The following is a 25,881-nucleotide window of genomic DNA, read 5'->3' as shown; positions in this document are numbered from 1 at the left end:
CCCTGGTAACAGGGCGGAAGGAGACCCATGGCGAGGCCGGACAAGGCAGCCGCCGTCGCAGAGCTCACGGATAGCTTCAAGAGCTCCAACGGCGCCGTGCTGACCGAGTACCGCGGACTCACCGTGGCGCAGTTGCGGCAGTTGCGCACTACGCTCGGTGACGACGTGAACTACGCCGTGGTGAAGAACACGCTGACCAAGATCGCTGCCAAGGACGCGGGTGTGGAGTCGTTCGACTCGCTGCTCGAGGGTCCGTCGGCCATCGCCTTCATCAAGGGCGACCCGGTGGTCGCGGCCAAGGGGCTGCGTGACTTCGCCAAGGCCAATCCCCTTCTCGTCATCAAGGGCGGTGTGCTGGACGGCAAGGCACTCGGCTCGGACGAGATCAACAAACTCGCTGACCTGGAGTCGCGTGAGGTTCTCCTCGCAAAGCTCGCAGGTGCGATGAAGGCGGCCCCGCAGCAAGCGGTGTCGCTGTTCGCTGCTCCGCTGTCGCAGGCCGCGCGCCTGTTCGCGGCGCTGCAGGACAAGCTGCCGGCCGTGGCCGCCCCCGTGGCGGACGAGGCTCCGGCCGCGGAGGCTCTGCAAGATTCGGCCGAAGCACCTGCCGAGAGCGCGAGCACCGAGGAGACCGCGTCAGCCGACAGCTGACCGATCGACTCACGCAGGACCCCAGTCAGTAGTAATCACCTAGCAACACACTTACGGAAGGACCGCCAAAATGGCGAAGCTCAGCACCGAAGAGCTGCTCGGTCAGTTCAAGGACCTCACCCTGCTCGAGCTCTCTGAGTTCGTGAAGGCCTTCGAAGAGGAGTTCGGCGTGACCGCCGCTGCTCCGGTGGCCGTCGCCGCCGCCGCGGGTCCTGGCGCCCCGGCCGAAGAGGCTGTCGAGCAGGACGAGTTCGACGTCGTCCTGGAGTCGGCCGGCGACAAGAAGATCCAGGTCATCAAGGAGGTGCGTGGCCTCACCAGCCTCGGCCTGAAGGAGGCCAAGGACCTCGTCGAGAGCGCGCCGAAGGCCATCCTGGAGAAGGTCGACAAGGCTGCCGCGGAGAAGGCCAAGGAGGCCCTCGAGGGCGCCGGCGCCACCGTCACCCTCAAGTGACCTGTGCGGCCTAGCCGCACACCAGCTGTACCAACGAAGGGCGGTCCCGCAAGGGGCCGCCCTTCGGTGCGTCTCACCCCTCTGACCGGCGGCTTCTCACCCAGGCGAGCAAGCTGATCCAGGCTCCCGCCCAGAACCAGCCGGCGAGGATGTCGGACGGGTAGTGCCGGCCGAGTACCAGTTGGGAGAACCCAACGATCGCGAGCCCGACCGCAGCGAGCAGGGCACCGACAACCCGCCAGTGCCGGCTGTGCAGGATCAACAGCAGGCCACCGGCCAAGGCCGCGGTGTTCGCGGCATGCCCACTCGGGAAGCTGTACTCCGAGACTGAGTCCGGCAGTGGCCAGAGGTCGGGACGAGACCGGCCGACCAGCTCCTTCAGCAAAGGGTTGACCGCCCAGACGACAGCTACTCCCGCGCCGAACAGCATCGCGTCACTCGGCCGATGCAGGACAAGCAGTACGACGAGGACGCCGACCGCGACGGCTCCCAGCGGCAGCAGTTCGGTGGCCCTGCTGATGGCGAGCATGGCCTGATCGATCGACAGGCCGGCGTCGTGAACCCGGATCAGCACTCGCCGCTCGCCCGGTACCGTATCCACGGCGAGGACCCAAGCGCCGAGTGCCACAGCGGCGCCCATCGACACCACTGTGAGGCCCAGAGCCGGCCGGTTCGTCAGACGCCGATCCGTTGCCAGGGGCCCCAAATCGCGAAGGACATGCCGCGGCTCGCCTGGATGTTGACGAACAGGGTGTGCCCGTCCGGGCTGAACGTCGTACCGGCGAACTCGTCGCCGGACCGGTCCACCCCGGTACTGCTGGTGAGGCGGTTCAGCGCGATGTCCCAGAGCTGACCGCCGCGGGACAGGCCGCGCAGGTAGTTGTCCTGCGTGCTGTCCTCGCAGAGCACCAGTGTTCCCCGCCGGCTGGTCGTCACGTTGTCCGGGAAGTCCAGCGTCGAGCGGTTCGGCGACTGGTACAGCAGCTGCAGCTTCCGCGCGCGGGTGTGGTAGCCCCAGATCTGGCCGAAACCGTTGCCGTAGCCGGTCACCGAGTCCGGCCCGGTCTCGGCCGGTCCGCCACCTTGGGTCGAGCAGAAGTACACGACGTTGTCGTCGTAAACCGTGCCCTCCAGCCGGGAGAAGTACGCCGCACCCTGGGAGCGGCCCTGGTCGCCGACGTACACCAGCGCCTGGTCGTTCGTCGTCGGAGCGGTCTGCCCCGGCGTGTACGGGAACGTCGGTGCCGGGTCGTCGATGTCCACCCACTCCACGTCGTACGTCGCCCGCCGCGGCTGCTCCGCGGCCAGGTTCAGGTTCGGGCGACCGCGGACAGCGAGCATCTGCAGCCGGCCGTCGTTGTCCAGCCCGCCGGAACGCAGGGGGTTCGATGCCGGGCGGTAGCGGTAGAACCCGGAGGGGAACGCGAAGTTGTCCTCGGTCAGGTAGAGGATCCCGTCGGCCGGGTCGAACGCGACCGCCTCGTGCGCGAAGCGGCCGGCCCGGGTGATCGGCTGCCGGTCCGACTGGCCGCCCGCCGGTACCTCGAAGATGAATCCGTGCGGCTTGGTCAGGGGCACGTTCGGTCTGCCGGTGAAGTCCGGGCCGACGTCGGGGCCGTTCACCGTTTCCTCGCAGGTGATCCAGCTACCCCACGGCATGATTCCGCCGCTGCAGTTCATCATCGTGCCGTTCAGGCTGGTGTACGCGTCGCCCACCTCGCCGAAGGGTGTCACCTCGACCGTCGTCGTACCGCCCTGGGCATTGGCGTCGTACGGCGTACCGGGGCCGAACGGCGCGCCCGGGTTGTTCAGTTCATGGTTGCGGACCAGAAGCACGTTTCCTCCGGCCAGCCGGAACGCGCCCATCCCGTCGTGCCGCCCGGGCAGCGTGGTGCCGTCCCGCAGTACCACCGGGAACTCCGTGTCGTGGAACGACCGGTAGGAGAAACCCTCCGGCAGGTGCAGCCGGACCTTGCCGTCGCGCTTGTCCGGGATCGCGCGCAGGGCCCGGAAGGGCGCGTTGCCCTTCGGCTCCGCCCCCGCCTCCCGGGCCACGAACCCCTGGAACGGCCCCGCGGCGAGGACGCCGCCGGCGACGGCCACGCTGCCCCTGAGGAAGGTGCGTCGTTCGATGCTCATCAGTTACCCCTCTCGCGCGAACGGCCCGAATTTGACGCTAGCCTTCAGACCGGCCTGCTGACAGTCCTGGAGTTCCCCGCCGCGCTGGGGCCGGGCAACGATCGTACGGAACGTGATCCGGGCGTGACCGGAGCGTGACGAATCGGTCATCCAACACTTGACACAGAGGGGTTACGCAAAAAGGTACTCGTGCGTAACCTAAGCAACCGCGCCCTCGTTGTATCGACGAAAGCACGTCGGTCGGGGCTGTCACGACGAACCCGTGAGGAGGACCGGTGGGCGTAGAGGTCCGTGTCGAGGGACTGACGAAGTCCTTCGGAAGCCAGCTGATCTGGGGCGACGTGTCCCTGACGCTGCCCGCCGGTGAGATCTGCGTCATGCTCGGCCCTTCCGGCACCGGGAAGTCCGTATTCCTGAAGACGCTGATCGGTCTGCTCAAGCCGGACCGGGGTCACGTGCACATCGAGGGCGTCGACATCGCGACCTGCTCGGAGCGCCAGCTCTACGAGGTCCGCAAGCTGTTCGGCGTGCTGTTCCAGGACGGCGCGATGTTCGGCTCGATGAACCTGTACGACAACGTCGCCTTCCCGCTGCGCGAGCACACCAAGAAGTCCGAGTCCGAGATCCGCTCCATCGTGATGGAGAAGATGGAGATGGTCGGTCTGGTCGGCGCGGAGAAGAAGCTGCCCGGCGAGATCTCCGGCGGGATGCGCAAGCGGGCCGGGCTGGCCCGCGCGCTCGTCCTGGAGCCGGAGATCCTGCTCTTCGACGAGCCCGACTCCGGCCTCGACCCGGTCCGGACCGCGTTCCTGAATCAGCTGATCATCGACCTGAACGAGATGACGCAGGCGACCTGCCTGATCGTCACGCACGACATCAACACCGCGCGCACGGTTCCGGACAACATCGGCCTGCTGTACCACCGGCACCTGGCGATGTTCGGCCCGCGGGAGATGCTGCTGTCCAGCGAGGAGCCGGTGGTCCGCCAGTTCCTGAACGCCCAGCGGATCGGCCCGATCGGGATGTCGGAGGAGAAGGATGCCGACGAGCTCGCGGCCGAGGCGGATCAGGAGCTGCCGCCGCTGCCGCCGATCCCGATCCAGCAACTGCCGAGCAGCGGCGTACTGCGGCCGACCCAGCGCCCACCCGGCCAATGGTGCGAGGACAACGGCGTGACCCCGCCGCCGGGCTCCTTCGCCGGTGAAGTCGTGGGGGCTACGTGACCGCTAGCGCTACCGCCCCGCTGAAGCACGCCGGCTCGCTGTTCGCTTTCGCGCTCGACACCGCCCGGGCCTCGGTCCGCCGGCCGTTCCAGCTGCGCGAGTTCCTCCAGCAGGCCTGGTTCGTCGCCAGCGTGACGATCATCCCGACCGCCCTGGTCGCGATCCCGTTCGGCGCGGTGATCGCGTTGCAGGTCGGTGGGCTGATCAAGCAGTTCGGCGCGCAGGCCTTCACCGGGTCGGCTGCGGTACTGGCCGTGGTCCGGGAGGCGTCGCCGATCGCGACCGCGCTGCTGATCGCGGGCGCCGGCGGCTCGGCCATCTGCGCCGATCTGGGCGCGCGCAAGATCCGCGAAGAGCTCGACGCGATGATGGTGCTCGGCATCGACCCGATCCAGCGCCTGGTCGTCCCGCGGGTGCTGGCCACCATGCTGGTCGCGTTCTTCCTGAACGGTTTCGTCAGCGTGGTCGGCGTGATGGGCGGCTACGTCTTCAACGTGGTCCTGCAGGACGGTACGCCCGGTAGCTATATAGCCTCGTTCACGGCGCTCGCCCATCTGCCCGACCTGTGGCAGGGCCAGGCGAAGGCGCTGGTGTTCGGCTTCATCGCCGCGGTGGTCGCCTCCTACAAGGGCATGAACGCCGGTGGTGGCCCGAAGGGCGTCGGCGACGCTGTGAACCAGTCCGTCGTGATCACCTTCATGCTGCTGTTCGTCGCGAACTTCGCGATGACGGCGATCTACTTCCAGCTCGTACCGCCGAAGGGGGCCTGATGTCCGCCCTTGTCGACACCCTGGTGAAGAAGCCGCTCAACTCGCTGGACCGGCTGGGTGAGCAACTCGCCTTCTACCTCAAGGCGCTGGCCTGGTCCGGTAAGTCGATCACCCGCTACCGCAAGGAGATCCTGCGGCTGCTGGCCGAGGTGACGCTCGGCACCGGCGCGCTCGCCGTGATCGGCGGCACCGTCGGCGTGATCACCTTCCTGGCCTTCTTCACCGGCACGGAGGTCGGCCTGCAGGGCTACTCGGCGCTGAACCAGATCGGTACGTCGGCCTTCGCCGGCTTCGTCAGCGCCTACATCAACACCCGCGAGATCGGCCCGCTGATCGCCGGCATCGCGCTGGCCGCGACCGTCGGCTGCGGCTTCACCGCCCAGCTCGGAGCGATGCGGATCAGCGAGGAGATCGACGCCCTCGAGGTGATGGCGATCCCGTCCCTGCCGTACCTGGTCACCACCCGGATCATCGCCGGGCTGATAGCGGTCATCCCGCTGTACGTCGTCGGGTTGCTTTCGTCGTACTTCGCCACCCGTCTGACCGTGACGAAATTCTACGGTCAGAGTACGGGGACCTATGACCATTATTTCCATCTGTTCTTACCACCGGGCGATGTGCTCTGGTCGTTCGCCAAGGTGCTCGTCTTCGCCGTCCTGGTGATCCTGGTGCACTGCTACCACGGCTACCACGCGACCGGCGGTCCGGCGGGAGTGGGCGTCGCCGTCGGGCGCGCAGTACGGACCTCGATCGTCGTCATCAACGTCGTCGACCTGCTGATGTCGATGGCGATCTGGGGTACTACGACCACGGTCAGGCTGGCGGGGTAGCGCGATGACCAGACGACTCCTCGGCACAGCCTTCATCGGGTTGCTCTGCTTCCTGCTCTGGCTCACCTACGCCTTCTACGCGAAGGTCTTCACCGACACCGTCGAGGTGAAGCTGCAGACCAGCCACATCGGCCTGCAGCTGAACCGGCAGGCGGACGTGAAGCTGCGCGGCATCATCGTCGGCGAGGTCCGCGAGGTCTCCACCGACGGCGACTTCGCGACCGTGCACCTGTCGCTGAAGCCGGACCAGGTGAAGGAGATCTCCAGCCAGGTCAGCGCGCGGATCCTGCCCAAGACGCTGTTCGGCGAGAAGTACGTCGCCCTGGTGCCGCCGCCCGCACCGGCCGGCCGGGCCATCCGTGCCGGTGACGTGATCGCACGCGACAAGACCGCGGTCGGCATCGAGATCGAGAAGGTACTCAACGACGCGCTGCCGTTGCTGCAGGCAGTCGACCCGGCCGATCTGAACGCCACCCTGAACTCGCTGGCGACGGCGCTGGAGGGTCGCGGCAGTGAGATCGGCGAGACGCTCACCCAGCTCGATGGCTACCTGAAGAAGCTGAACCCGAACGTGCCGAACCTGATCGCGGCGCTGACCAAGCTGACCCAGGTGTCCGCGATCTACGGCGATGTCACGCCCGACCTGGTCCGGGCGCTGCGCAACCTGACCATCACCGGCAACACGGTGGTGGAGAAGGAGAAGCAGTTGCAGACCTTCTTCACCGACGTCCAGACCGTGTCGACGACCGCGAACACCTTCCTCAAGGAGAACGAGGACCGGGTGATCCGGCTCGGCGAGGTGAGCCGGCCGGTGCTCGACCTGCTCGAGCGGTACTCGCCGGAGTTCCCCTGCTTCCTCAAGGTGATGACGGACACCGCGCCGATCCTGAACGACACGTTCCGGAACGGTGCGCTGAACATCAACCTCGAGCTGATCACCAACCAGCCCACGCCGTACCAGCCGAACGAGCTGCCGACGTACAAGGATCGCCGCGGCCCGACCTGCGTCGGCAAGAACTACAGCCACCCGGGCGCGCATCCGGGCCCGTACACGCAGGACAACCCGGCGCCGTACATCACCGGTGCGGACGGCGTGATCGGCGACCACCACAAGAACACCCGCTTCCCGGTCAACCTGCAGCTGAACCGGGCGATGCCCGGCTTCGCGATGGACACCGGTGGCGCGGGCACACCCGCGGAGCAGAAGGTGATCGACTCTTTCGCCGGACCCGCGATGGGGATCCCGGCCAGCGAAGTACCGGATCTGACCACGCTGATGATCGGCCCCTTGGTCCGCGGAGGGCAGGTGAACCTCAAATGAAGCTGCTCGACAAGAAGACCTCGATCGACACCGTGCGGCTGGCGATCTTCGTCGTCGTCACCACCATCGCGACCGCGCTGCTGGCCGTCACCATCGGCAATATCAGCTTCAACGCGACGACGAAGTACCGGGCCGTGTTCACCGACGTGGTCGGGCTGAACAAGGGTGACGACATCCGGGTGGCCGGCGTGAAGGTCGGGCAGGTCGACAAGATCGCGATCTATCAGGACAAGCTGGCGATGGTCAGCTTCAGCGTCGACTCCGACCAGGTGCTCGACACCAGCACCCGCGCGACCATGCGCTACCGCAACCTCGTCGGCAACCGGTACATCGCGCTCGCCGAGGGCGTCGGTGGCGGGACCCGGATGAAGAAGAACGGGATCATCGACAAGGACCGGACGGCGCCCGCGCTGGACCTGTCGGTGCTGTTCAACGGGTTCAAGCCGCTGTTCACCGCGCTGACGCCCAAGGACGTGAACCAGTTCGCGTTCGAGGTGATCAAGGTGCTGCAGGGCGAAGGCGGCACGATCGAGAGCCTGCTGGCCCGGACGGCCTCGCTGACCACCACGCTGGCCGACTCCGACCAGGTGATCGGCGACCTGATCACCAACCTGACCTCGACCCTGCAGATCGTCTCGCAGCGGCAGCAGAACTTCTCCCAGCTGCTGGTCAACCTGCAGCAGTTCATCACCGGACTGAGCCAGGACATCAACCCGATCCTCGGTTCGCTCGGCTCGATCAACTCGCTGAACACCAAGACCGCGGGCCTGCTGCAACAGACCCGGGTGCCGCTGAAGGCGGACCTGGACCGGCTGCGGCAGGTGTCCACCACGCTCGACGACACTCAGGGGATCTGGGTGAAGACGCTGCAGAACATGCCAGGCAAGCTCGAGACGATGACCCGGACCGCGTCGTACGGGTCGTGGTTCAACTTCTACCTGTGCGGCTTCGACGGCAACGTCACGCTGCCGCTGGGCACCCGGATCCCGATCAGCCATGACGTGAACTCCGCGAGGTGTGCCAAGTGACCCCCATCGAATGCCAGGCACGCATCTCCGGCGCCCAGACGGGCACCTCGCTGCGTTGTCGGAGGGTCACGATGAACCCCGCATCGAGACCCTCCTCCGCCTTGCGATGCACCCGCCTGGACACCGGAGCTACGCACCTGACTTCCGATGGGGGCCACTTGTGAAGCCGTTCCGCGAGCAGAACCAGGTCACCATCGGCGTGGTCGGCCTGACCGTGATCGGGCTGATCATGCTGGCCGCGTTCAAGGCCCAGGACCTGCCGCTGATCGGCGGCGGGACCAAGTACTCCGCGCAGTTCTCCGAGGCCGGTGGGCTGAAGCCGAACGACGAGATCCGGGTAGCCGGCGTCCGGGTCGGCCAGGTGCGCAAGGTCGAGCTGGACGGCACTCACGTCCGGGTCGACTTCGTCGTCGACCGCGGCGTCAAGCTCGGCGACAAGACCGGCGCCGAGATGAAGATCAAGACGCTGCTCGGGCAGAAGTACCTGAAGCTCGATCCGGCGGGGGAGGGCGAGCTCAAAGAGGGCTCCGAGATCCCGCTGGCCCGGACGATCTCGGCGTACGACGTCGTCGACGCGTTCACCGATCTGGCCAACACCACCGAGCGGATCGACACCGCGCAGCTCGCGAAGGCCCTGGACACCTTGTCGTCGACCTTCAAGAACACCCCCGAAGAGGTGCAGGCGTCGCTGACCGGGCTGTCCCGGCTGTCCCGCAACGTCGCCAAGCGCGACGAGGAGCTGAAGAAGCTGCTCCAGCACTCCAACGTGGTCACCAAGGTCCTTGCCGACCGCAACCAGCAGCTGATCAAGCTGATGAAGGACGGCAACACCGTGTTCCAGGCGGTGCAGGCGCGCCGGGTGCTGATCCACCAGCTGCTCGTCTCGACCCAGAAGTTGTCCGCGCAGATCACCGCGCTGGTCCGGGAGAACCGCAAGGACCTGGCGCCGACGCTGCAGAAGGTGAACGCGGTGCTGGCCACCCTGCTGAAGAACCAGAACGCGCTGGACGCCAGCATCCGCGGGCTTGCGCCGTTCGCGCGGGTCTTCACCAACACCCTCGGTACCGGGCCGTGGTTCGACACGTACGTGCAGAACCTGGTGCCTGTACCGGAGATCCCATTGCCTCAGGTCCCCATCCCCGGGCTGCCGCCGATCCTTGGGGGTGGGGGCCGATGAAGCTCGCATCCTTGTCCCGGCTGATCGCCATCGGTGTCGTGCTGATCGTGCTCGCCGTCAGCGTGATCTCGTTGTGGCCGAATCCCGAGCGGGTCTCGGCGACGGCGTACTTCCCGCGCGCGGTCAGCGTCTACCCGGGCTCCGACGTCCGGATCCTCGGCATCAAGGTCGGCGAGATCGAGAGCGTGACGCCGGCCGGGCGCGCGGTCCGGGTGAAGTTCTGGTGGGAGGCCAAGCACAAGGTCCCCGCGAACGCGAAGGCGGTGATCGCGTCACCGTCGATCGTCGCGGACCGGTACGTCCAGCTCACCCCGGCGTACTCCAAGGGTGACGTGATGGCCGACGGCGCGCAGATCCCGCTGGATCGGACCGCCGTACCGCTGGAGCTCGACCAGATCTATCAAAGCCTCAACGACCTGTCCGTCGCGCTCGGTCCGAAGGGTGCCAACGACCAGGGCGCACTGTCGCGGCTGCTCGACGTGTCCGCAGCCAACCTGAACGGCCAAGGCGCCAAGCTGAACCAGACCATCACCGACGTGTCGACGCTGACCCAGACGCTGGCCGGCAACTCCAAGAGCCTGTTCAGCACGGTCCGGCAGTTGCAGACGTTCGTCTCCGCGCTGGCCGCCAACGACACCCTGGTGAAGCAGTTCAACATGAACTTCGCCGCCACCTCGACCACGCTGGCCGGCGAACGGAAGGATCTCGCGCTTGCGCTGTCCACGCTCGCGACGGCGCTCGGCGAGGTCGCCTCGTTCGTCAAGGACAACCGCGCGCTGTTGAAGACCACCATCTCCGGTGCCACCGACATCTCCCAGATCCTGGTCAAGGAGAAGGCGGCGCTGGCCGAGATCATCGACACCGCGCCGCTCGGCTTGGGCAACCTGGCCCGCGTCTACAACCCGCAGTACGGCACGCTGGACCAGCGGATGAATATGGCCCAGCTGGACGACCCGGCGACCTTCATCTGCTCGCTGCTGCTCCAGGCCAACCAGCCGCTGTCGACCTGCTCGGCGCTCAAGCCGGTCCTCAGCGCGCTGCCGAAGCTCCCGTTGCTGAGCAGCATCACCGGCTCAGGCGGACCAGCCGGTACGCCGTGGGCGCGCGCCCCGCTGCCCAAGTTGCCCAGCCCTGACCCAGTCGACGAGACGCTCGGCGGCCTGGTCCCGGGAGCTGCCCGATGAAGCGCCTTCGCCGTACTGCGGTGGTCGCCGGCGTTGTCGCGATGGCGACTCTCCTGAGCGGCTGCGACTTCAGCGTCTACTCGTTGCCGTTGCCGGGTGGCGCCAAGATCAAGGGACCGGCGTACACGGTGACGGTGGAGTTCACCGACGTCCTGGACCTGGTGCCGAAGTCCTCGGTGAAGGTCGACGACGTCACCGTCGGCACGGTCGAGAAGGTCTGGCTGGAGGGGTACGTCGCCAAGGTCCGGGTCAAGCTGCCGAAGAGCCTGGAGCTGCCGGACAACGCGCGGGCGACGATCCGGCAGACCAGCCTGCTGGGCGAGAAGTTCGTCTCGCTCGCGCCGCCGTCGGGCCTCGAGAAGCCGCACGGCAAGCTGGAGAACGGCGAGCTGATCCCGCTCTCGCGGACGACCAGCAACGTCGAGGTCGAGGAAGTCCTGTCGGCGCTCTCGCTGCTGCTGAACGGCGGTGGCGTGGCGCAGCTGCAGATCATCACCCAGGAGCTGAACAAGGCCCTGACCGGGAACGAGCCGGCCATCCGCAGCGTGCTGACCCAGCTGAACACGTTCGTCGGCACGCTGGACCAGAACAAGCAGAAGATCGTCACCGCGATCGCCGCCGTCGACCAGCTGGCGAAGAAGCTGAACGCGCAGAAGACGACACTCGCGACCGCGATCGACTCGTTGCCGAAGTCAATCGCCACCCTGGACAAGCAGCGGGCCGCGCTGGTCAAGACGCTGCAGGCGCTGGCCGGACTCGGCAACACCGCGACCAGGGTGATCACCGCGTCGCAGAAGGACCTGGTCGCCAACCTGCAGTCGCTCTACCCAGTGCTGACCAAGCTCGTCGAGGCCGGCGAGAACCTGCCGAAGGCGCTCGAGCTGCTGTTCACCTACCCGTTCCCGGACGCCGCGGCCAAGGCGGTCAAGGGTGACTTCACCAACCTGAACATCACCCTCGACGTGAACACGCAGAAGGCGCTGAAAGGCCTGCTCGGGCTGAACCTGCCGACCACCGGCCTGACCATCCCGACGATCCCGGTCAACGTGCCCTTCAGCAATCCGCCGAAGACCGGCGGGCTGCCGCCGCTGCCGGTCCCGACCGGGACGGCGACCAGCTGCATCACCCTGCTCGGGCTGCCAGTCTGTACGCAGAAGCTGAACCGGTCCGCGTTCGACCCCGAACTCGCGAAGGTCCTGATGCCGGGGGTGGCCAAGTGATCACCAGAACCGTCCGGATCCAGCTGATGATCTTCCTGCTGATCACCCTGGTCGGCGTCGCCTATGTCGGCGGCAAGTACGCCCAGGTCGACCAGCTGGTGTTCGACGACGACTACACCGTCAGCGCCAGCTTCGCCGAGTCCGGCGGCATTTTCTCCGGCGCCGAGGTGACGTACCGCGGCCAGCCGGTCGGCCGGGTCGGCGAGCTCAAGCTGCTGTCCGACGGTGTCGAGGTCAACCTGGACATCGAGAAAAAGACCAAGATCCCGAACGACCTGCTCGCGGTGGTCGCGAACCGGTCCGCGATTGGCGAGCAGTACGTCGACCTGCAGCCGCGTCGCGACGGCGCTCCGTACCTGCAGGACCGCTCGAAGATCTCCCGGGAGAACACGGTCCTGCCGATCGACACCACCGAGCTGCTGCTGAACCTGGACCAGCTGGTGAATTCGGTCGACAAGAACAGCCTGAAGACCACCGTCAAGGAGCTCGGCGACGCGCTCCGCGGCCGGGGTACCGACCTGCAGAAGATCATCGACAGCTCCGGCACGCTGATCGACGACGCCGACGCGAACATCCTGCAGACGATCAAGCTGATCAACGACGGCAACACCGTGCTCGCCACCCAGGTGGCCAGCGGGGACGCGATCAAGACCTGGGCGAAGAACCTGGCGCTGCTGTCCGACACCCTGGTCAACTCCGATTCGAACCTGCGCTCGGTGATCGACAACGGCTCAGGGGCGTCGACCCAGCTGACCGCGCTGATCTCGGAGAACCGCGCCGACATCGCGGTGCTGCTCGGTAACCTGCTGACGGTGAGCGAGCTGACCGCAGTACGGCTGGATGCCGTCGAGCAGCTGCTGGTGGTCTATCCGGCGGTGGCGATGGGCGGGTACGTCGTACCGGGCAAGGATCCGGGGACCGGGCATTACGACGCGCACTTCGGGCTGGTGCTCGGCTTCAGCCCGCCTGCCTGCCGGGCCGGCTACAACGGCACGGACAAGCGCGTTCCGCAGGACACCAAGGGCATCCCGGCGAACACCAAAGCCGGCTGTACCGCGCCGCCGGGGTCCGGTGTCAACGTCCGAGGTGCCCAGAACAAGCCGACCCCGTCGACGCGGTCGGACGCGAACAGGATCGGGTACGGCGTCGGGTACGACCCAGCCACGGGTGCGGCCGGCGGCAAGGACGGGATGCCCGAACTGGTGCTCGGCTCGACCGGTGGCCAGGAGGAGATGCTCGGCAAGGACTCCTGGAAGGCCCTCATCCTCGGACCGGTGACTGAGAAGTGACCGCCACCCGGAAAGGCCCGGTGATCCTGGCGTGGGCGCTCAGCGTGCTCGTGCTGGTCGCTCTCGTCGGCGCGACGCTGTCCGTGGTCGCGTTGCGCGGCCAGGACACGCGCAAGAGTGATCGCGAGGGTGCGATGAAGGCGGCCCGGCAGTTGGCGCTGGACTTCACGACGTACGACTACGAGAGCTGGGATGCCGACGCGCAGCGGGTGCTGGACGACTCCACCGGGCAGTTCAAGGAGGAGTTCAAGTCGGGATCGGACTCGGTGAAGACCGAGGTGGTGGCGAACAAGGCGACCTCCAAGGGCGATGTGAAGGAGGCCGCGGTGGTGTCGAACGACAAGGACTCGGCGCAGGTCCTGGTGATCGTGAACGCGGTCGTCACCAATACCGCGTCCAAGGACGGCGTCGAGCGGCGCTACCGGATCAAACTCGACCTGATCCGCGAGAAGAACCGCTGGCTGACCGCCGACTTCCAGGTGGTCGGCTGATGCCCCGCCGGATCGCCGGCCAGCGCCGCCCCAAGCGGGATCACGAGGGTACTGCGGAGTCATTTGAAGTGACTCAGGCCACACCGGAGGCTTCAGAGCAGGCCTCGGAGCTCCCCGGCGACACGCCGACTATTACGCAGAGCGACGAGCAGCCAGTCTCGAAGCGGGTCGAGCCCGCCGCTGATCAGGCCTCCGAGCAGGCAGAGCCGGAGGCGAAGTCGGACGACCTGCCGGCGGGCTCCCGCTCTCGCGTCAGCGTCGTACTCGCGTCGGCGCTCGGGATCCTGCTGGTGCTGATCATGGCGCTGGCGGGTGTGCTCGGGGTGAAGGCCTGGAAGGGCAAGGAGGCCGAAGATGCCCGCGGGCAGGCGGCCGCGGCCGGGCGGAAAGCGGCCGAGACGGCGCTCAGTTACGACTACCGCACGCTCGACAAGAGCTTCGCGGACGCCCGGGCGACGATGACGCCCGACTTCGCCGGCAAGTTCGACGCCACCGCCAAGGTGGCCGGCGAACTGGCCACCAAGACCAAGGCGACCGTCCGGGCCGAGGTACGCGAGGTCGGCGTACGGGACGGGGACGCCGACCGGGTCACGCTGATCATCTTCGTCAACCAGACCACCACCAGCACGATCACGCAGGGTAAGCCCCGGATCGATCTGAACCGGACCAGATTCACGATGGTCCGAAACGGGGATCAATGGCTGGTCCAGGAGATCGCCGGACTGTAGTCTCTTTGTGACTCCGGACAGGACGTGCCGGGCGGCTCGCGGGTGATCTACCCGCTGGAGAACCCGGGTCGATCCTTGACGGAGTGGGCGGTCCGAAGGCATAGTATCGGACCCCATTGGACAGGCTTGCCCTGATCGGGTAGCCTATTGCTTTGCGCTGCCTTTAACCACCCCTGGTTCGGCTCAAAACTTGACTAGGGTCGTTTGGCGTGCGCTCCCAGCACCGAAGTGCCAGCATCGAAGTTACTTTGCGAGCCCGTGGAAGGACGCCCCTTGGTCGCCTCGCGCAACCCTCAGTCCGACAGTATTACCGACGTTTCCGGCTCACCACGCCGCATCTCCTTCGCAAAGATCTCCGAGCCTCTCGAGGTTCCGGATCTTCTTGCGCTGCAGGTGGACAGTTTCGACTGGCTGGTCGGAAACGAAACCTGGCAGGCCAGGGTGGCCGCCGCCGAGGCGGAGGGACGGACTGATCTGTCCTCCCCGTCCGGCCTGGAGGAGATCTTCGAAGAGATCTCCCCGATCGAGGACTTCAGCGGCACCATGTCGCTGTCGTTCCGCGACCACCGGTTCGAGCCCCCGAAGAACACGGTCGACGAGTGCAAGGAGCGTGACGTCACCTATTCGGCGCCGCTGTTCGTCACCGCCGAGTTCATGAACAACGAGACCGGCGAGATCAAGAGCCAGACCGTCTTCATGGGTGACTTCCCGTTGATGACGCGCAAGGGCACGTTCGTGATCAACGGCACCGAGCGTGTCGTCGTGTCCCAGCTGGTTCGCTCGCCCGGTGTGTACTTCGAGCGCACGCCGGACAAGACGTCGGACAAGGACATCTTCACCGCCAAGATCATCCCGTCGCGCGGTGCGTGGCTGGAGTTCGAGGTCGACAAGCGCGACATGGTGGGCGTGCGGCTGGACCGCAAGCGCAAGCAGAACGTCACCGTGCTGCTCAAGGCGCTCGGCTGGACCGACGCGCAGATCCTCGAGGAGTTCGGCGAGTACGAGTCGATCCGGCTCACCCTGGAGAAGGACCACACGTCCGGCCAGGACGACGCGTTGCTCGACATCTACCGCAAGCTGCGCCCCGGCGAACCGCCGACGCGCGAGGCTGCCCAGGCGCTGCTGGACAACTACTACTTCAACGGCAAGCGCTACGACCTGGCCAAGGTCGGCCGGTACAAGATCAACAAGAAGCTCGGCCGTGACGAGACGCACGACACCGCCGTTCTGACGATCAACGACATCGTCGCGACGATCAAGTACCTGGTCGCGCTGCACGAGGGCAAGACCGAGCTGGCCGCGCCGCAGGGCGAGATCGTCGTCGAAGAGGACGACATCGACCACTTCGGCAACCGTCGTCTGCGCACCGTCGGCGAACTGATCCAGAACCAGCTCCGCACCGGCCTGGCCCGGATGGAGCGCGTGGTTCGCGAGCGGATGACGACTCAGGACGTCGAGGCGATCACGCCGCAGACGCTGATCAACATCCGCCCGGTGGTCGCGGCGCTGAAGGAGTTCTTCGGAACCTCGCAGCTGTCGCAGTTCATGGACCAGACCAACCCGATCGCGGGTCTGACCCACAAGCGCCGCCTGTCGGCCCTCGGCCCGGGTGGTCTGTCGCGTGAGCGGGCCGGCTTCGAGGTCCGCGACGTGCACCCGTCCCACTACGGCCGGATGTGCCCGATCGAGACCCCGGAAGGCCCGAACATCGGCCTGATCGGCTCGCTCGCGACGTACGGCCGGGTGAACCCGTTCGGGTTCGTCGAGACGCCGTACCGCAAGGTCGTCGACGGCCGGGTCACTGATCAGGTCGACTACCTGACCGCGGACGAGGAGGACCGGTTCGTCATCGCTCAGGCCAACGCGGCACTGACCGACGACGACGTGTTCGCCGAGGACCGGGTGCTGGTCCGCCGGCGCCACGGTGAGGTCGAGCTCGTGCTGGTCGACGACGTGGACTACATGGACGTCTCGCCGCGCCAGATGGTGTCGGTCGCGACGGCGATGATCCCGTTCCTCGAGCACGACGACGCCAACCGCGCCCTGATGGGCTCCAACATGCAGCGCCAGGCCGTTCCGCTGATCACCGCGGACGCCCCCCTGGTCGGTACCGGCATGGAGTTCCGCGGAGCGGTCGACGCCGGTGACGTGCTGGTGTCGGAGAAGGCCGGTGTGATCAAGGAGGTCTCGGCCGATCTGATCGAGGTCGCCGCCGACGACGGCACGTACCAGACGTACCGGCTGCAGAAGTTCCGTCGCTCGAACCAGGGCACCTGCATCAACCAGCGCCCGCTGGTCGACGCCGGGCAGCGGGTCGAGGTCGGCTCGCCGCTGGCCGACGGTCCGTGCACCGACGAGGGCGAGATGGCTCTCGGCCGGAACCTGCTCGTGGCATTCATGCCGTGGGAGGGTCACAACTACGAAGACGCGATCATCCTCAGCCAGCGGGTCGTGCAGCAGGACCTGCTGACCTCGATCCACATCGAGGAGCACGAGGTCGACGCTCGCGACACCAAGCTGGGCCCGGAAGAGATCACCCGCGACATCCCCAACGTCTCCGACGAGATGCTGGCGGACCTGGACGAGCGGGGCATCATCCGGATCGGCGCCGAGGTCACCACCGGTGACATCCTGGTCGGCAAGGTCACGCCCAAGGGTGAGACCGAGCTGACCCCGGAGGAGCGGCTGCTGCGCGCGATCTTCGGTGAGAAGGCGCGCGAGGTGCGCGACACCTCGCTGAAGGTGCCGCACGGTGAGAACGGAACCGTCATCGGGGTCCGCGTCTTCGACCGCGACAACGGCGACGAACTGCCGCCGGGCGTGAACCAACTGGTGCGCGTGTACGTCGCGCAGAAGCGCAAGATCTCCGTCGGTGACAAGCTCGCCGGACGCCACGGCAACAAGGGCGTCATCTCGAAGATCCTGCCGGTCGAGGACATGCCGTTCATGGAAGACGGCACCCAGGTCGACATCATCTTGAACCCGCTGGGCGTGCCCGGCCGGATGAACGTCGGTCAGGTGCTCGAGACCCACCTCGGCTGGGTGGCCAGCCGCGGCTGGAAGGTCGACCCGGACAGCACCGAGGACTGGGCCCAGCGGCTGATCAAGATCGGCGCCGGCGAAGCCGAGCCGTTCACCAACGTCGCCACCCCGGTCTTCGACGGCGCGCGGGAAGAAGAGGTCACCGGCCTCCTCGGCTCCACGCTGCCGAACCGTGACGGCGACCGGATGGTCGACAGCACCGGCAAGGCCAACCTGTTCGACGGCCGCTCGGGTGAGCCTTTCCCGCAGCCGGTCGGCGTCGGCTACATGTACATGCTGAAGCTGCACCACCTGGTGGACGACAAGATCCACGCCCGCTCGACCGGTCCGTACTCGATGATCACCCAGCAACCGCTGGGTGGTAAGGCGCAGTTCGGTGGTCAGCGGTTCGGCGAGATGGAGGTGTGGGCCCTCGAGGCCTACGGTGCCGCCTTCGCGCTGCAGGAGCTGCTCACGATCAAGTCCGATGACGTTGTCGGTCGCGTCAAGGTGTACGAAGCGATCGTCAAGGGCGAGAACATCCCGGAGCCGGGTATCCCGGAGTCCTTCAAGGTTCTGGTCAAGGAAATGCAGTCCCTGTGTCTGAACGTCGAGGTGCTCTCGTCCGACGGTAGTCGGGTCGAGATGCGCGACAGCGAAGAGGATGTCTTCCGCGCAGCGGAGGAACTGGGCATCGACCTGTCCCGGCGTGAGCCGAACAGTGTCGAGGAGGTCTGAGCGGGTTGCCGCTTTCGATCAACAACCAACTCACTCAGACCATTTTAGTAACGGGAGATAACACATCGTGCTCGACGTGAACTTCTTCGACGAGCTTCGGATCGGCCTGGCGACCGCGGATGAGATCCGCCAGTGGTCGCACGGCGAGGTCAAGAAGCCCGAGACGATCAACTACCGGACGCTCAAGCCTGAGCGTGACGGTCTGTTCTGCGAGAAGATCTTCGGTCCCACCCGGGACTGGGAGTGCTACTGCGGTAAGTACAAGCGTGTTCGCTTCAAGGGCATCATCTGCGAGCGGTGTGGCGTCGAGGTCACCCGCTCCAAGGTGCGCCGCGAGCGGATGGGCCACATCGAGCTGGCCGCGCCGGTCACCCACATCTGGTACTTCAAGGGTGTCCCGTCGCGACTCGGCTACCTGCTCGACCTCGCCCCGAAGGACCTCGAGAAGGTCATCTACTTCGCGGCGTACATGATCACCGATGTCGACGACGAGGCGCGGCACCGCGACCTGTCGTCCCTGGAGGGCCGGACCGACGTCGAGCGCAAGCAGCTCGAGGGCCGGCGCGACAACGACATCGAGACCCGGATGAAGAAGCTCGAGGAGGACCTCGGCCAGCTCGAGGCCGAGGGCGCGAAGGCCGACGTTCGCCGCAAGGTGAAGGAAGGCGCCGAGCGTGAGGTCAAGCAGCTGCGCGACCGTGCGCAGCGCGAGATCGACCGCCTCGACGAGGTCTGGAGCCGGTTCAAGAACCTCAAGGTCCAGGACCTGGAGGGCGACGAGATCCTGTACCGCGCCATGAAGGAGCGGTTCGGCAAGTACTTCGAGGGCGCGATGGGTGCCGCCGCGATCCAGCGGCGCCTGCAGACCTTCGACCTCAAGGCCGAGGCAGCCAGCCTGCGCGAGACGATCAAGACCGGTAAGGGCCAGCGCAAGACGCGGGCGCTGAAGCGGCTCAAGGTCGTCACCGCGTTCCTGGCCACCAACAACAGCCCGATGGGCATGGTGCTCGACTGCGTCCCGGTGATCCCGCCGGACCTGCGGCCGATGGTCCAGCTCGACGGTGGCCGGTTCGCCACCTCCGACCTGAACGACCTGTACCGCCGGGTGATCAACCGCAACAACCGGCTCAAGCGCCTGCTCGACCTGGGTGCGCCGGAGATCATCGTCAACAACGAGAAGCGGATGCTGCAGGAGGCCGTCGACGCGCTGTTCGACAACGGCCGCCGTGGGCGTCCGGTCACCGGCCCGGGCAACCGGCCGCTGAAGTCGCTGTCCGACATGCTCAAGGGCAAGCAGGGCCGGTTCCGTCAGAACCTGCTCGGCAAGCGCGTCGACTACTCCGGCCGTTCGGTCATCGTGGTCGGCCCGCAGCTCAAGCTGCACCAGTGCGGTCTGCCGAAGGCGATGGCGCTGGAGCTGTTCAAGCCGTTCGTGATGAAGCGGCTGGTCGACCTCAACCACGCGCAGAACATCAAGTCCGCCAAGCGGATGGTCGAGCGTCAGCGCGCCCAGGTCTGGGACGTGCTGGAAGAGGTCATCACCGAGCACCCCGTACTGCTGAACCGCGCGCCTACCCTGCACCGGCTGGGGATCCAGGCGTTCGAGCCGCAGCTGATCGAGGGCAAGGCGATCCAGATCCACCCGCTCGTCTGCTCCGCGTTCAACGCGGACTTCGACGGTGACCAGATGGCGGTGCACCTGCCGCTGTCGGCCGAGGCGCAGGCCGAGGCCCGGATCCTGATGCTGTCGACGAACAACATCCTGAAGCCTGCTGACGGCCGTCCGGTCACGATGCCGACCCAGGACATGATCATCGGCATCTACTTCCTGACCATGCTGAAGGAAGGCGCCCTCGGTGAGGGTCGCGCGTTCAGCTCGCTGGCCGAGGCGCTGATGGCCTTCGACCGCGGCGAGCTGTCGCTGCAGGCGAAGATCACGGTGCGGCTCGACCAGGCCGGCGCGCCGGCCGGATCGACCGAGCGCCCGAACGGTGGGTTCTCGCTGGAGACCACGCTGGGTCGCGCGCTGTTCAACGAGGCGCTGCCGAGCGACTACACCTTCGTGGACACCGAGGTCGGCAAGAAGCAGCTGGGCTCGATCGTCAACGATCTGGCCGAGCGCTACTCCAAGGTCCAGGTGGCGAACTGCCTGGACGCGCTGAAGGACCTCGGTTTCCGCTGGGCCACCCGCTCGGGTGTCACGGTGTCGATCGACGACTTCAGCACGCCGCCGAGCAAGCCCGAGATCATGGCTCGCTACGAGTCGCAGGCCGAGAAGGTCCAGAAGCAGTTCGAGCGGGGTCTGATCACCTCGTCCGAGCGGCGGCAGGAACTGATCGAGATCTGGACCGGCGCGAACGCCGAGGTCGGTAAGGCCATGGAGGAGAACTTCGCCAAGGCCAACCCGATCTGGATGATGGTCCACTCGGGTGCGCGAGGCAACATGATGCAGATCCGGCAGATCGCCGGTATGCGTGGTCTGGTGGCCAACCCGAAGGGCGAGATCATCGCCCGGCCGATCAAGTCCAACTTCCGCGAGGGCCTGTCGGTGGTCGAGTACTTCATCGCCACCCACGGTGCTCGTAAGGGTCTTGCCGACACCGCGCTGCGGACCGCCGACTCGGGGTACCTGACCCGTCGTCTGGTGGACGTTTCGCAGGACGTCATCATCCGCGAGGAGGACTGCGGTACCGAGCGCGGCCTGCCGAAGAAGATCGGCGAGCCGGGCGCGGACGGCAAGATCGTGCACGCGGAGAACGTGGAGACCAGCGCCTACGCGCGCACCTTGGCGACGGACACGTCCGACGCCAAGGGCAACCTGGTACTGGCTGCCGGTAGCGACCTGGGCGACGTGTCCATCGCCGCTCTGGTGGCCGCTGGGCTCGAGGAGGTCAAGGTCCGCTCCGTGCTGACCTGTGACGCCAAGACCGGTACCTGCGCTAAGTGCTACGGCCGTTCGCTGGCGACCGGCAAGCCGGTCGACATCGGTGAGGCCGTCGGCATCATCGCGGCGCAGTCCATCGGTGAGCCCGGTACGCAGCTGACCATGCGTACCTTCCACACCGGTGGCGTCGCGGGTGATGACATCACCCACGGTCTGCCGCGTGTTGTCGAGCTCTTCGAGGCTCGTCAGCCCAAGGGCAAGGCGCCGATCGCCGAGGCCGCGGGCCGGATCGCTATCGAGGACACCGACAAGACCCGGAAGCTGGTGCTCACGCCGGACGACGGGGCCGAAGAGGTCGCTTACCCGGTGTCGAAGCGCGGCCGGCTGCTGATCGAGGACGGTCAGCACGTCGAGGTCGGGCAGCAGCTGACGCAGGGTACGCCGGACCCGCAGGAGGTTCTGCGGATCCTGGGCATCCGCAAGGCGCAGGAGCACCTGGTGGACGAGGTCCAGGAGGTGTACCGGTCGCAGGGTGTGGCCATTCACGACAAGCACATCGAGATCATCGTCCGGCAGATGCTGCGCCGGGTCACGGTGATCGAGTCCGGCGAGGCGAACCTGCTGCCGGGTGAGCTGGCGGACCGGCTGATGTTCGAGGCCGAGAACCGTCGCGTCGTGGCCGAGGGCGGCACGCCGGCCTCGGGTCGTCCGGTGCTGATGGGGATCACCAAGGCGTCGCTCGCGACCGAGTCGTGGCTGTCGGCCGCCTCCTTCCAGGAGACGACCAGGGTCCTGACCGAGGCCGCGATCCACGGCAAGTCCGACTCGCTGGTCGGTCTGAAGGAGAACGTCATCATCGGAAAGCTGATCCCGGCGGGTACCGGCATGGACCGTTACCGCAACATCCGGGTGGAGCCCACCGAGGAGGCGAAGGCCGCGATGTACTCGATGGTCGGCTACGAGTCGTACGACTACGACTTCGGCCCGTCCGCCGGGCAGTCGGTCCCGCTCGACGACTTCGACCTGGGCTCGTACCAGAACTGAAGTCCCGCACCACCTGCCGAGGGCGGCACCCCACCAGGGGTGCCGCCCTCGCGGCTTTCCGGGCCCGCTTCAGGTGCCAAGCCCACCTCTGGTGGGCTTGAACACCAAGTGGCGGGCTTGAACAAAGTGTGCCCTGTCCGAGGCCACCAGAAGGTGTCCGAGGTCGCCGCAACTGGACACCCCAGGGAGCCTTGTTGCCCTTGGCAACAAGGGTTTACGGAGGGTGGATCGTTGTAGCGGAAGGGGTTACGGACGAGCCCGGGCTGGCGACACGCCGAGCGTGGTCGGGTCGCTGCGGAGTGTTGCGAGGGGTCGCCGTGGAAGTGTCGGCGGGATGCGCGAAGATGACGCGTATGACGGACCTCCCGCCCTACCTGCAACCGTTCGTGCTGGACGTCGCGCAGGGTGCGGAGCACCGCGTCGACCGGGTCGGGGAGCTGGACTTCCACCGGCCCGCGGGGACGGCGCGGACCGGCGCGATCCTGTTGATCCACGGGGGTCCCGGGCCGGCCGATCTCGAGGTGCGACCGCGCGGGTGGCCGGTCTACCAGGGGTACGCCGCAGCCATCGCCCAGCGCGGCCAGGTGGCCGTCACATTCGACCACAGCCTGATCCGTGGGCTCGACCAGCTGACCACCGCCGCGGACGACGTGGAGGCCGCTGTCGGCCTGCTGCGCGCCGATCCGCAGGTGGATCCCGAGCAGGTCGTGTTGTGGTTCTTCTCCGGTGCCGGACTGCTGGCGGGGGAGTGGCTGGACAGCCGCCCCGACTGGCTCCGCGCCATCGCCCTGAGCTATCCCCTGCTCGCCACCCCGCCCGGTGTCGACGAACTGGTTTCCGCCGCCGAAGTGATCGGCAAACACAAGGACCTGCCGGTGCTGCTGACGAGGGTCGGCCGCGAGCGTGAAGAGCTCGCCGGACCGGTGGCGGAGTTCGTCTCCGCCGGTGGCGCCGCGCTGGACATCATCGACGTACCGAAAGGGCAACACGGCTTCGACATGCTCGACCACAGCGAAGAGTCCCGCGCCGCGGTGACCAAGGCCCTCGACTGGGCCATCGCCCACCTGGGCGAAGACCCCAGCACCCCCAGCCAGCTCCCCATCCCCACCACCACGATCCCAGCCACCACCACCCAACCCTCAAAAATCCCAGCCTCCGCTGCAGCCGGCACAGCAGCGCCGGCCAGCGCGCGGGGCGCCGCAGCCACCACCGGCACCGCCGCCCCGCGGGCGACGGCCGCCGTTGCGGGCGAAGCCGCGCGGGGCGCTGCAGCTCCAGGCGGCATAGCCAGCCCGTCCACCGCCGGTGAGCCCGGACGCTTTGCCGCGCCTGCGCGCCAGACCACCTCCAACGGCGCGGCAGCCGCGTCGAGCGCCAGGGGCGAGGCCGCCACTGAGACCTCCTCCGGCGAAGCGGGGCAGTCCACCTCCGCGGCAGCGCCGGCGGAGACTGCGGCTTCTCGGGTGGTGGGGCGGGAGCATGCGGCGTACGAGGCGCATGATCTGGAGGCTTTCCTGGCCATGTACTCGCCGACGGCTCAGCTTCAGCTGGGTGATGGTGCGGTGATGCGGGGCAGGCGGTCGCTGCGGGAGCACTACCGGCCGCTGTTCGAGGCCGGGCAGGGCAAGCGTGAGCTGGTGCAGCGGATGCTGGTCGGCGACTGGGTGGTCGAGCAGTGGATCACCCACGGCACCGACCACGGACCGACGCCGACGATCTCGCTCTACCAGGTCCAGGAAGGGCTGATCACCGAGGTCCGCTTCCTTGCCTGACAACCTCGATCATCTCGAGCAGTTCGAGCGCACCGCGGCCGACCTGGCGGAGGCCTTCGCGGCCACCGACCCAGCGGCCGCGGTGCCGAACTGCCCGGGCTGGACCGTCGCCGACCTAGCCCTGCACGTCGGCGCCGGTCAGCGCTGGGCCGCCTCGATCCTGCTCAGCGGAACGGCCCAGCAGGTCCCGGAGGTACTCCGCACGACAGCCTCCTGGTCCGACTGGTACGCCGGCACGTCGGCCGCCCTGGTCGCCGCGATCAAAGCGGTCGACCCCGACGAGCCCTGCTGGAACTTCGCCCCGGTCGGCCAGTACGCCGGCTTCTGGGTCCGCAGACGTCTCCACGAAACGGTCGTCCACCTCGTCGACGCCCGGCAAGCCAGATCACCCGACGTGGACCCCGGCATCCCACCGGCAATCGCGGCAGACGGAGTCGACGAGGTATTCGGCGTCTTCCTGCCACGCATGCTGCAGCGCGGCTTCCCGGCGGCGGTCAGCACAGCGGTCGGCGTACGGGCCGTCGACACCGGCGACGAGTGGACGCTGACCCCAACCACACCAGGGCAACCGCCGCAGATCCACCGCGGTCAAGCACAAGGCGCCGCAGTGGTCTCCGGTACTGCGCAAGACCTCCTGCTAGCCCTCTGGCGACGCCTACCCGTCGACCAGTTGACCGTCGACGGCGACCCTCAAGCGGCAGCAGGACTCCTCAGCGGCAAGGTCACGCCATGACGCCGAGCGGCGACGGCTTCCACCCCGGGAACACCTTGCCCGCTTGAGCTTCACTGAGCCCGAGCCGACCCATCACGACCTCGGACAGCAAGTCGCGGTAGTCGTTGGTGCCCGGGACATCGCCTTTATCCAGTACTCCGGGCGCCAACCCCTCCCAGCGCCCGTGCACGCCGCCCTTGACTCCACCACCAAGCACCAGGGCGACTCCACCGTGCCCATGGTCCGTGCCGCTGTTGGCGTTCTGCCCCACTCGTCGGCCGAACTCGCTCATGGTGACCACTGTGGTGTTGTCGAGGTCGGGCCCGAGCTCAGCGGTGAAGGCGGCGAGTGCGCCCGCCACTGTCTTCAGTGAGTTGGTCATGTCGCCACCGTCGACCGTACCGAGGTCTGTGTGCATGTCCCAGCCACCCATGTCGACAGTGGCGACCCGTACTCCGGCCTTGGCTTTGATGGGCTGTGCCAGCGTCGCCAGAGCCGCGCCGAACTCCCCGTCCGGGTAGCCGCGCTCCTTGGCCGGCTTCTGCTGCTGCTTGGCGTAACTCTGTGCCGAAGCCGCAGCCTGCAACGCATCAAGCCCCTGCGCACCTAGCGGATGGTCTATCCCGGTGTAGAGCGTCTCCAGAGCCGACAGCGTCTGCGGGGCGACCCCGTCGATGCCCTTGACGATGAAGTCCTTCAGTGAGGTCAACATGACCGGGTCGGAGGTCCCCAGCAAGGACCGGCTCATCCGGGCGCCGATCCCCAGCCCACGGAACGTAGTACCGGGACCTAGCTCGTGGAGGACTCTGTCGAGCCAGCCGGACTGCACGGAAGTAGTACCGGCTGGGTCTTTCGGGGTGGTGGAGGCCAGGACGCGGTTCCGGAGGGTGTCCGGGCGGCTGAGGATCTCGGCTGCCAACCCGCCGGCGGCCAGGGTGCCTGCGACGGCACCGATGGCCGCCCGGCGGGCCACCGGCGACAAGGTCCTTGGGGCGGAAGGACCGGGCGGCGGCTGGTCGTCCGCAGTGAGGCGGGGACGGTTCGGGGGGACGGGACCGTGTTCCACGAGAGGTTCTCCAGGCGTGGGCGGTGGCTACGACGGGTCCCCGTTATCAGGTCGTTACACCCGACGGCCGTGACTATGCCGCAAACTCCGCCGCCGGAGTCCGGTCCGGCCGGACTTTTACCCCGATCAGACATTTCTC

20 protein-coding genes are annotated in these 25,881 nt (G+C 67.2%); 17 read left to right on the top strand and 3 right to left on the bottom strand.

The window, feature by feature from the left end:
- Window positions 1–27 precede the first annotated feature (27 nt).
- Together rplJ and rplL are read left to right on the top strand one after the other, a co-directional pair.
- Window positions 28–651, top strand: a complete 624-nt coding sequence (rplJ, locus tag A3ES_RS0117490; protein ID WP_020388132.1) for a 50S ribosomal protein L10 — start codon at window positions 28–30, stop codon at window positions 649–651.
- A 70-nt stretch (window positions 652–721) separates the two neighbouring features.
- A complete protein-coding gene (rplL, locus tag A3ES_RS0117485; protein ID WP_020388131.1) occupies window positions 722–1,105 on the top strand; it encodes a 50S ribosomal protein L7/L12 in 384 nt (127 codons plus the stop codon).
- 73 nt (window positions 1,106–1,178) lie between these two features.
- On the opposite strand, the gene A3ES_RS51305 is transcribed toward rplL, so the two are convergent.
- Window positions 1,179–1,745, bottom strand: coding sequence for a phosphatase PAP2 family protein (locus A3ES_RS51305; RefSeq protein WP_020388130.1), 567 nt, complete (start codon window positions 1,743–1,745; stop codon window positions 1,179–1,181).
- 35 nt (window positions 1,746–1,780) lie between these two features.
- Window positions 1,781–3,244, bottom strand: coding sequence for a PhoX family protein (locus tag A3ES_RS0117475; protein WP_020388129.1), 1,464 nt, complete (start codon window positions 3,242–3,244; stop codon window positions 1,781–1,783).
- Window positions 3,245–3,519: 275 nt separating this feature from the next.
- On the opposite strand from A3ES_RS0117475, the gene A3ES_RS0117470 reads away from it, so the two are divergent.
- The 15 genes from A3ES_RS0117470 (at window position 3,520) to A3ES_RS0117400 (ending at window position 24,697) form a co-directional block, all read left to right on the top strand.
- Window positions 3,520–4,467 carry an ABC transporter ATP-binding protein gene (locus A3ES_RS0117470; RefSeq protein WP_020388128.1) on the top strand — a complete coding sequence of 316 codons (948 nt, stop codon included), beginning with the start codon at window positions 3,520–3,522 and terminating at the stop codon, window positions 4,465–4,467.
- Window positions 4,464–5,237: an MlaE family ABC transporter permease gene (locus A3ES_RS0117465; RefSeq protein ID WP_020388127.1), complete on the top strand. Its 774-nt coding sequence runs from the start codon at window positions 4,464–4,466 to the stop codon at window positions 5,235–5,237. Before A3ES_RS0117470 ends, A3ES_RS0117465 begins: the two co-directional genes overlap by 4 nt.
- On the top strand, window positions 5,237–6,067 hold the full coding sequence (locus A3ES_RS0117460) for an MlaE family ABC transporter permease (RefSeq protein ID WP_020388126.1): 831 nt from the start codon (window positions 5,237–5,239) through the stop codon (window positions 6,065–6,067). The genes A3ES_RS0117465 and A3ES_RS0117460 overlap by 1 nt, the downstream gene beginning before the upstream one ends.
- Window positions 6,068–6,071: 4 nt before the next feature.
- On the top strand, window positions 6,072–7,388 hold the full coding sequence (locus tag A3ES_RS0117455) for an MCE family protein (RefSeq protein ID WP_020388125.1): 1,317 nt from the start codon (window positions 6,072–6,074) through the stop codon (window positions 7,386–7,388).
- A complete protein-coding gene (locus A3ES_RS0117450; RefSeq protein WP_020388124.1) occupies window positions 7,385–8,416 on the top strand; it encodes an MCE family protein in 1,032 nt (343 codons plus the stop codon). The genes A3ES_RS0117455 and A3ES_RS0117450 overlap by 4 nt, the downstream gene beginning before the upstream one ends.
- 160 nt (window positions 8,417–8,576) lie before the next feature.
- Window positions 8,577–9,593: an MCE family protein gene (locus tag A3ES_RS0117445; protein WP_020388123.1), complete on the top strand. Its 1,017-nt coding sequence runs from the start codon at window positions 8,577–8,579 to the stop codon at window positions 9,591–9,593.
- Window positions 9,590–10,777 carry an MCE family protein gene (locus A3ES_RS0117440; RefSeq protein WP_020388122.1) on the top strand — a complete coding sequence of 396 codons (1,188 nt, stop codon included), beginning with the start codon at window positions 9,590–9,592 and terminating at the stop codon, window positions 10,775–10,777. Before A3ES_RS0117445 ends, A3ES_RS0117440 begins: the two co-directional genes overlap by 4 nt.
- Window positions 10,774–11,997, top strand: a complete 1,224-nt coding sequence (locus A3ES_RS0117435) for an MCE family protein (protein WP_020388121.1) — start codon at window positions 10,774–10,776, stop codon at window positions 11,995–11,997. The genes A3ES_RS0117440 and A3ES_RS0117435 overlap by 4 nt, the downstream gene beginning before the upstream one ends.
- Entirely contained in the window at window positions 11,994–13,286 is a 1,293-nt protein-coding gene (locus tag A3ES_RS0117430) for an MCE family protein (protein ID WP_020388120.1), read from the top strand. The genes A3ES_RS0117435 and A3ES_RS0117430 overlap by 4 nt, the downstream gene beginning before the upstream one ends.
- The gene (locus tag A3ES_RS0117425; RefSeq protein WP_020388119.1) at window positions 13,283–13,777 is read left to right on the top strand and encodes a hypothetical protein; all 495 of its coding nucleotides are present in this window, start codon (window positions 13,283–13,285) and stop codon (window positions 13,775–13,777) included. The genes A3ES_RS0117430 and A3ES_RS0117425 overlap by 4 nt, the downstream gene beginning before the upstream one ends.
- Complete coding sequence (locus A3ES_RS0117420; RefSeq protein WP_020388118.1) at window positions 13,777–14,505, top strand: hypothetical protein; 729 nt, start codon at window positions 13,777–13,779, stop codon at window positions 14,503–14,505. The genes A3ES_RS0117425 and A3ES_RS0117420 overlap by 1 nt, the downstream gene beginning before the upstream one ends.
- A 273-nt stretch (window positions 14,506–14,778) precedes the next feature.
- Window positions 14,779–18,264, top strand: coding sequence for a DNA-directed RNA polymerase subunit beta (gene rpoB / locus A3ES_RS0117415; protein ID WP_020388117.1), 3,486 nt, complete (start codon window positions 14,779–14,781; stop codon window positions 18,262–18,264).
- Between the two features lie 67 nt (window positions 18,265–18,331).
- Window positions 18,332–22,192: a DNA-directed RNA polymerase subunit beta' gene (locus A3ES_RS0117410; RefSeq protein WP_020388116.1), complete on the top strand. Its 3,861-nt coding sequence runs from the start codon at window positions 18,332–18,334 to the stop codon at window positions 22,190–22,192.
- 353 nt (window positions 22,193–22,545) lie between these two features.
- A complete protein-coding gene (locus tag A3ES_RS0117405; protein ID WP_020388115.1) occupies window positions 22,546–23,964 on the top strand; it encodes a nuclear transport factor 2 family protein in 1,419 nt (472 codons plus the stop codon).
- A complete protein-coding gene (locus A3ES_RS0117400) occupies window positions 23,957–24,697 on the top strand; it encodes a maleylpyruvate isomerase family mycothiol-dependent enzyme (protein ID WP_020388114.1) in 741 nt (246 codons plus the stop codon). The genes A3ES_RS0117405 and A3ES_RS0117400 overlap by 8 nt, the downstream gene beginning before the upstream one ends.
- On the opposite strand, the gene A3ES_RS47465 is transcribed toward A3ES_RS0117400, so the two are convergent.
- Window positions 24,687–25,649, bottom strand: coding sequence for a DUF1501 domain-containing protein (locus A3ES_RS47465; RefSeq protein ID WP_020388113.1), 963 nt, complete (start codon window positions 25,647–25,649; stop codon window positions 24,687–24,689). The genes A3ES_RS0117400 and A3ES_RS47465 overlap by 11 nt on opposite strands.
- Between the last annotated feature and the right edge of the window lie 232 nt (window positions 25,650–25,881).

The sequence above is a fragment of the Kribbella catacumbae DSM 19601 genome, assembly GCF_000372465.1.
Taxonomy (GTDB): Bacteria; Actinomycetota; Actinomycetes; order Propionibacteriales; family Kribbellaceae; genus Kribbella; species Kribbella catacumbae.
This window is presented reverse-complemented; position numbering and strand designations above follow the sequence as displayed.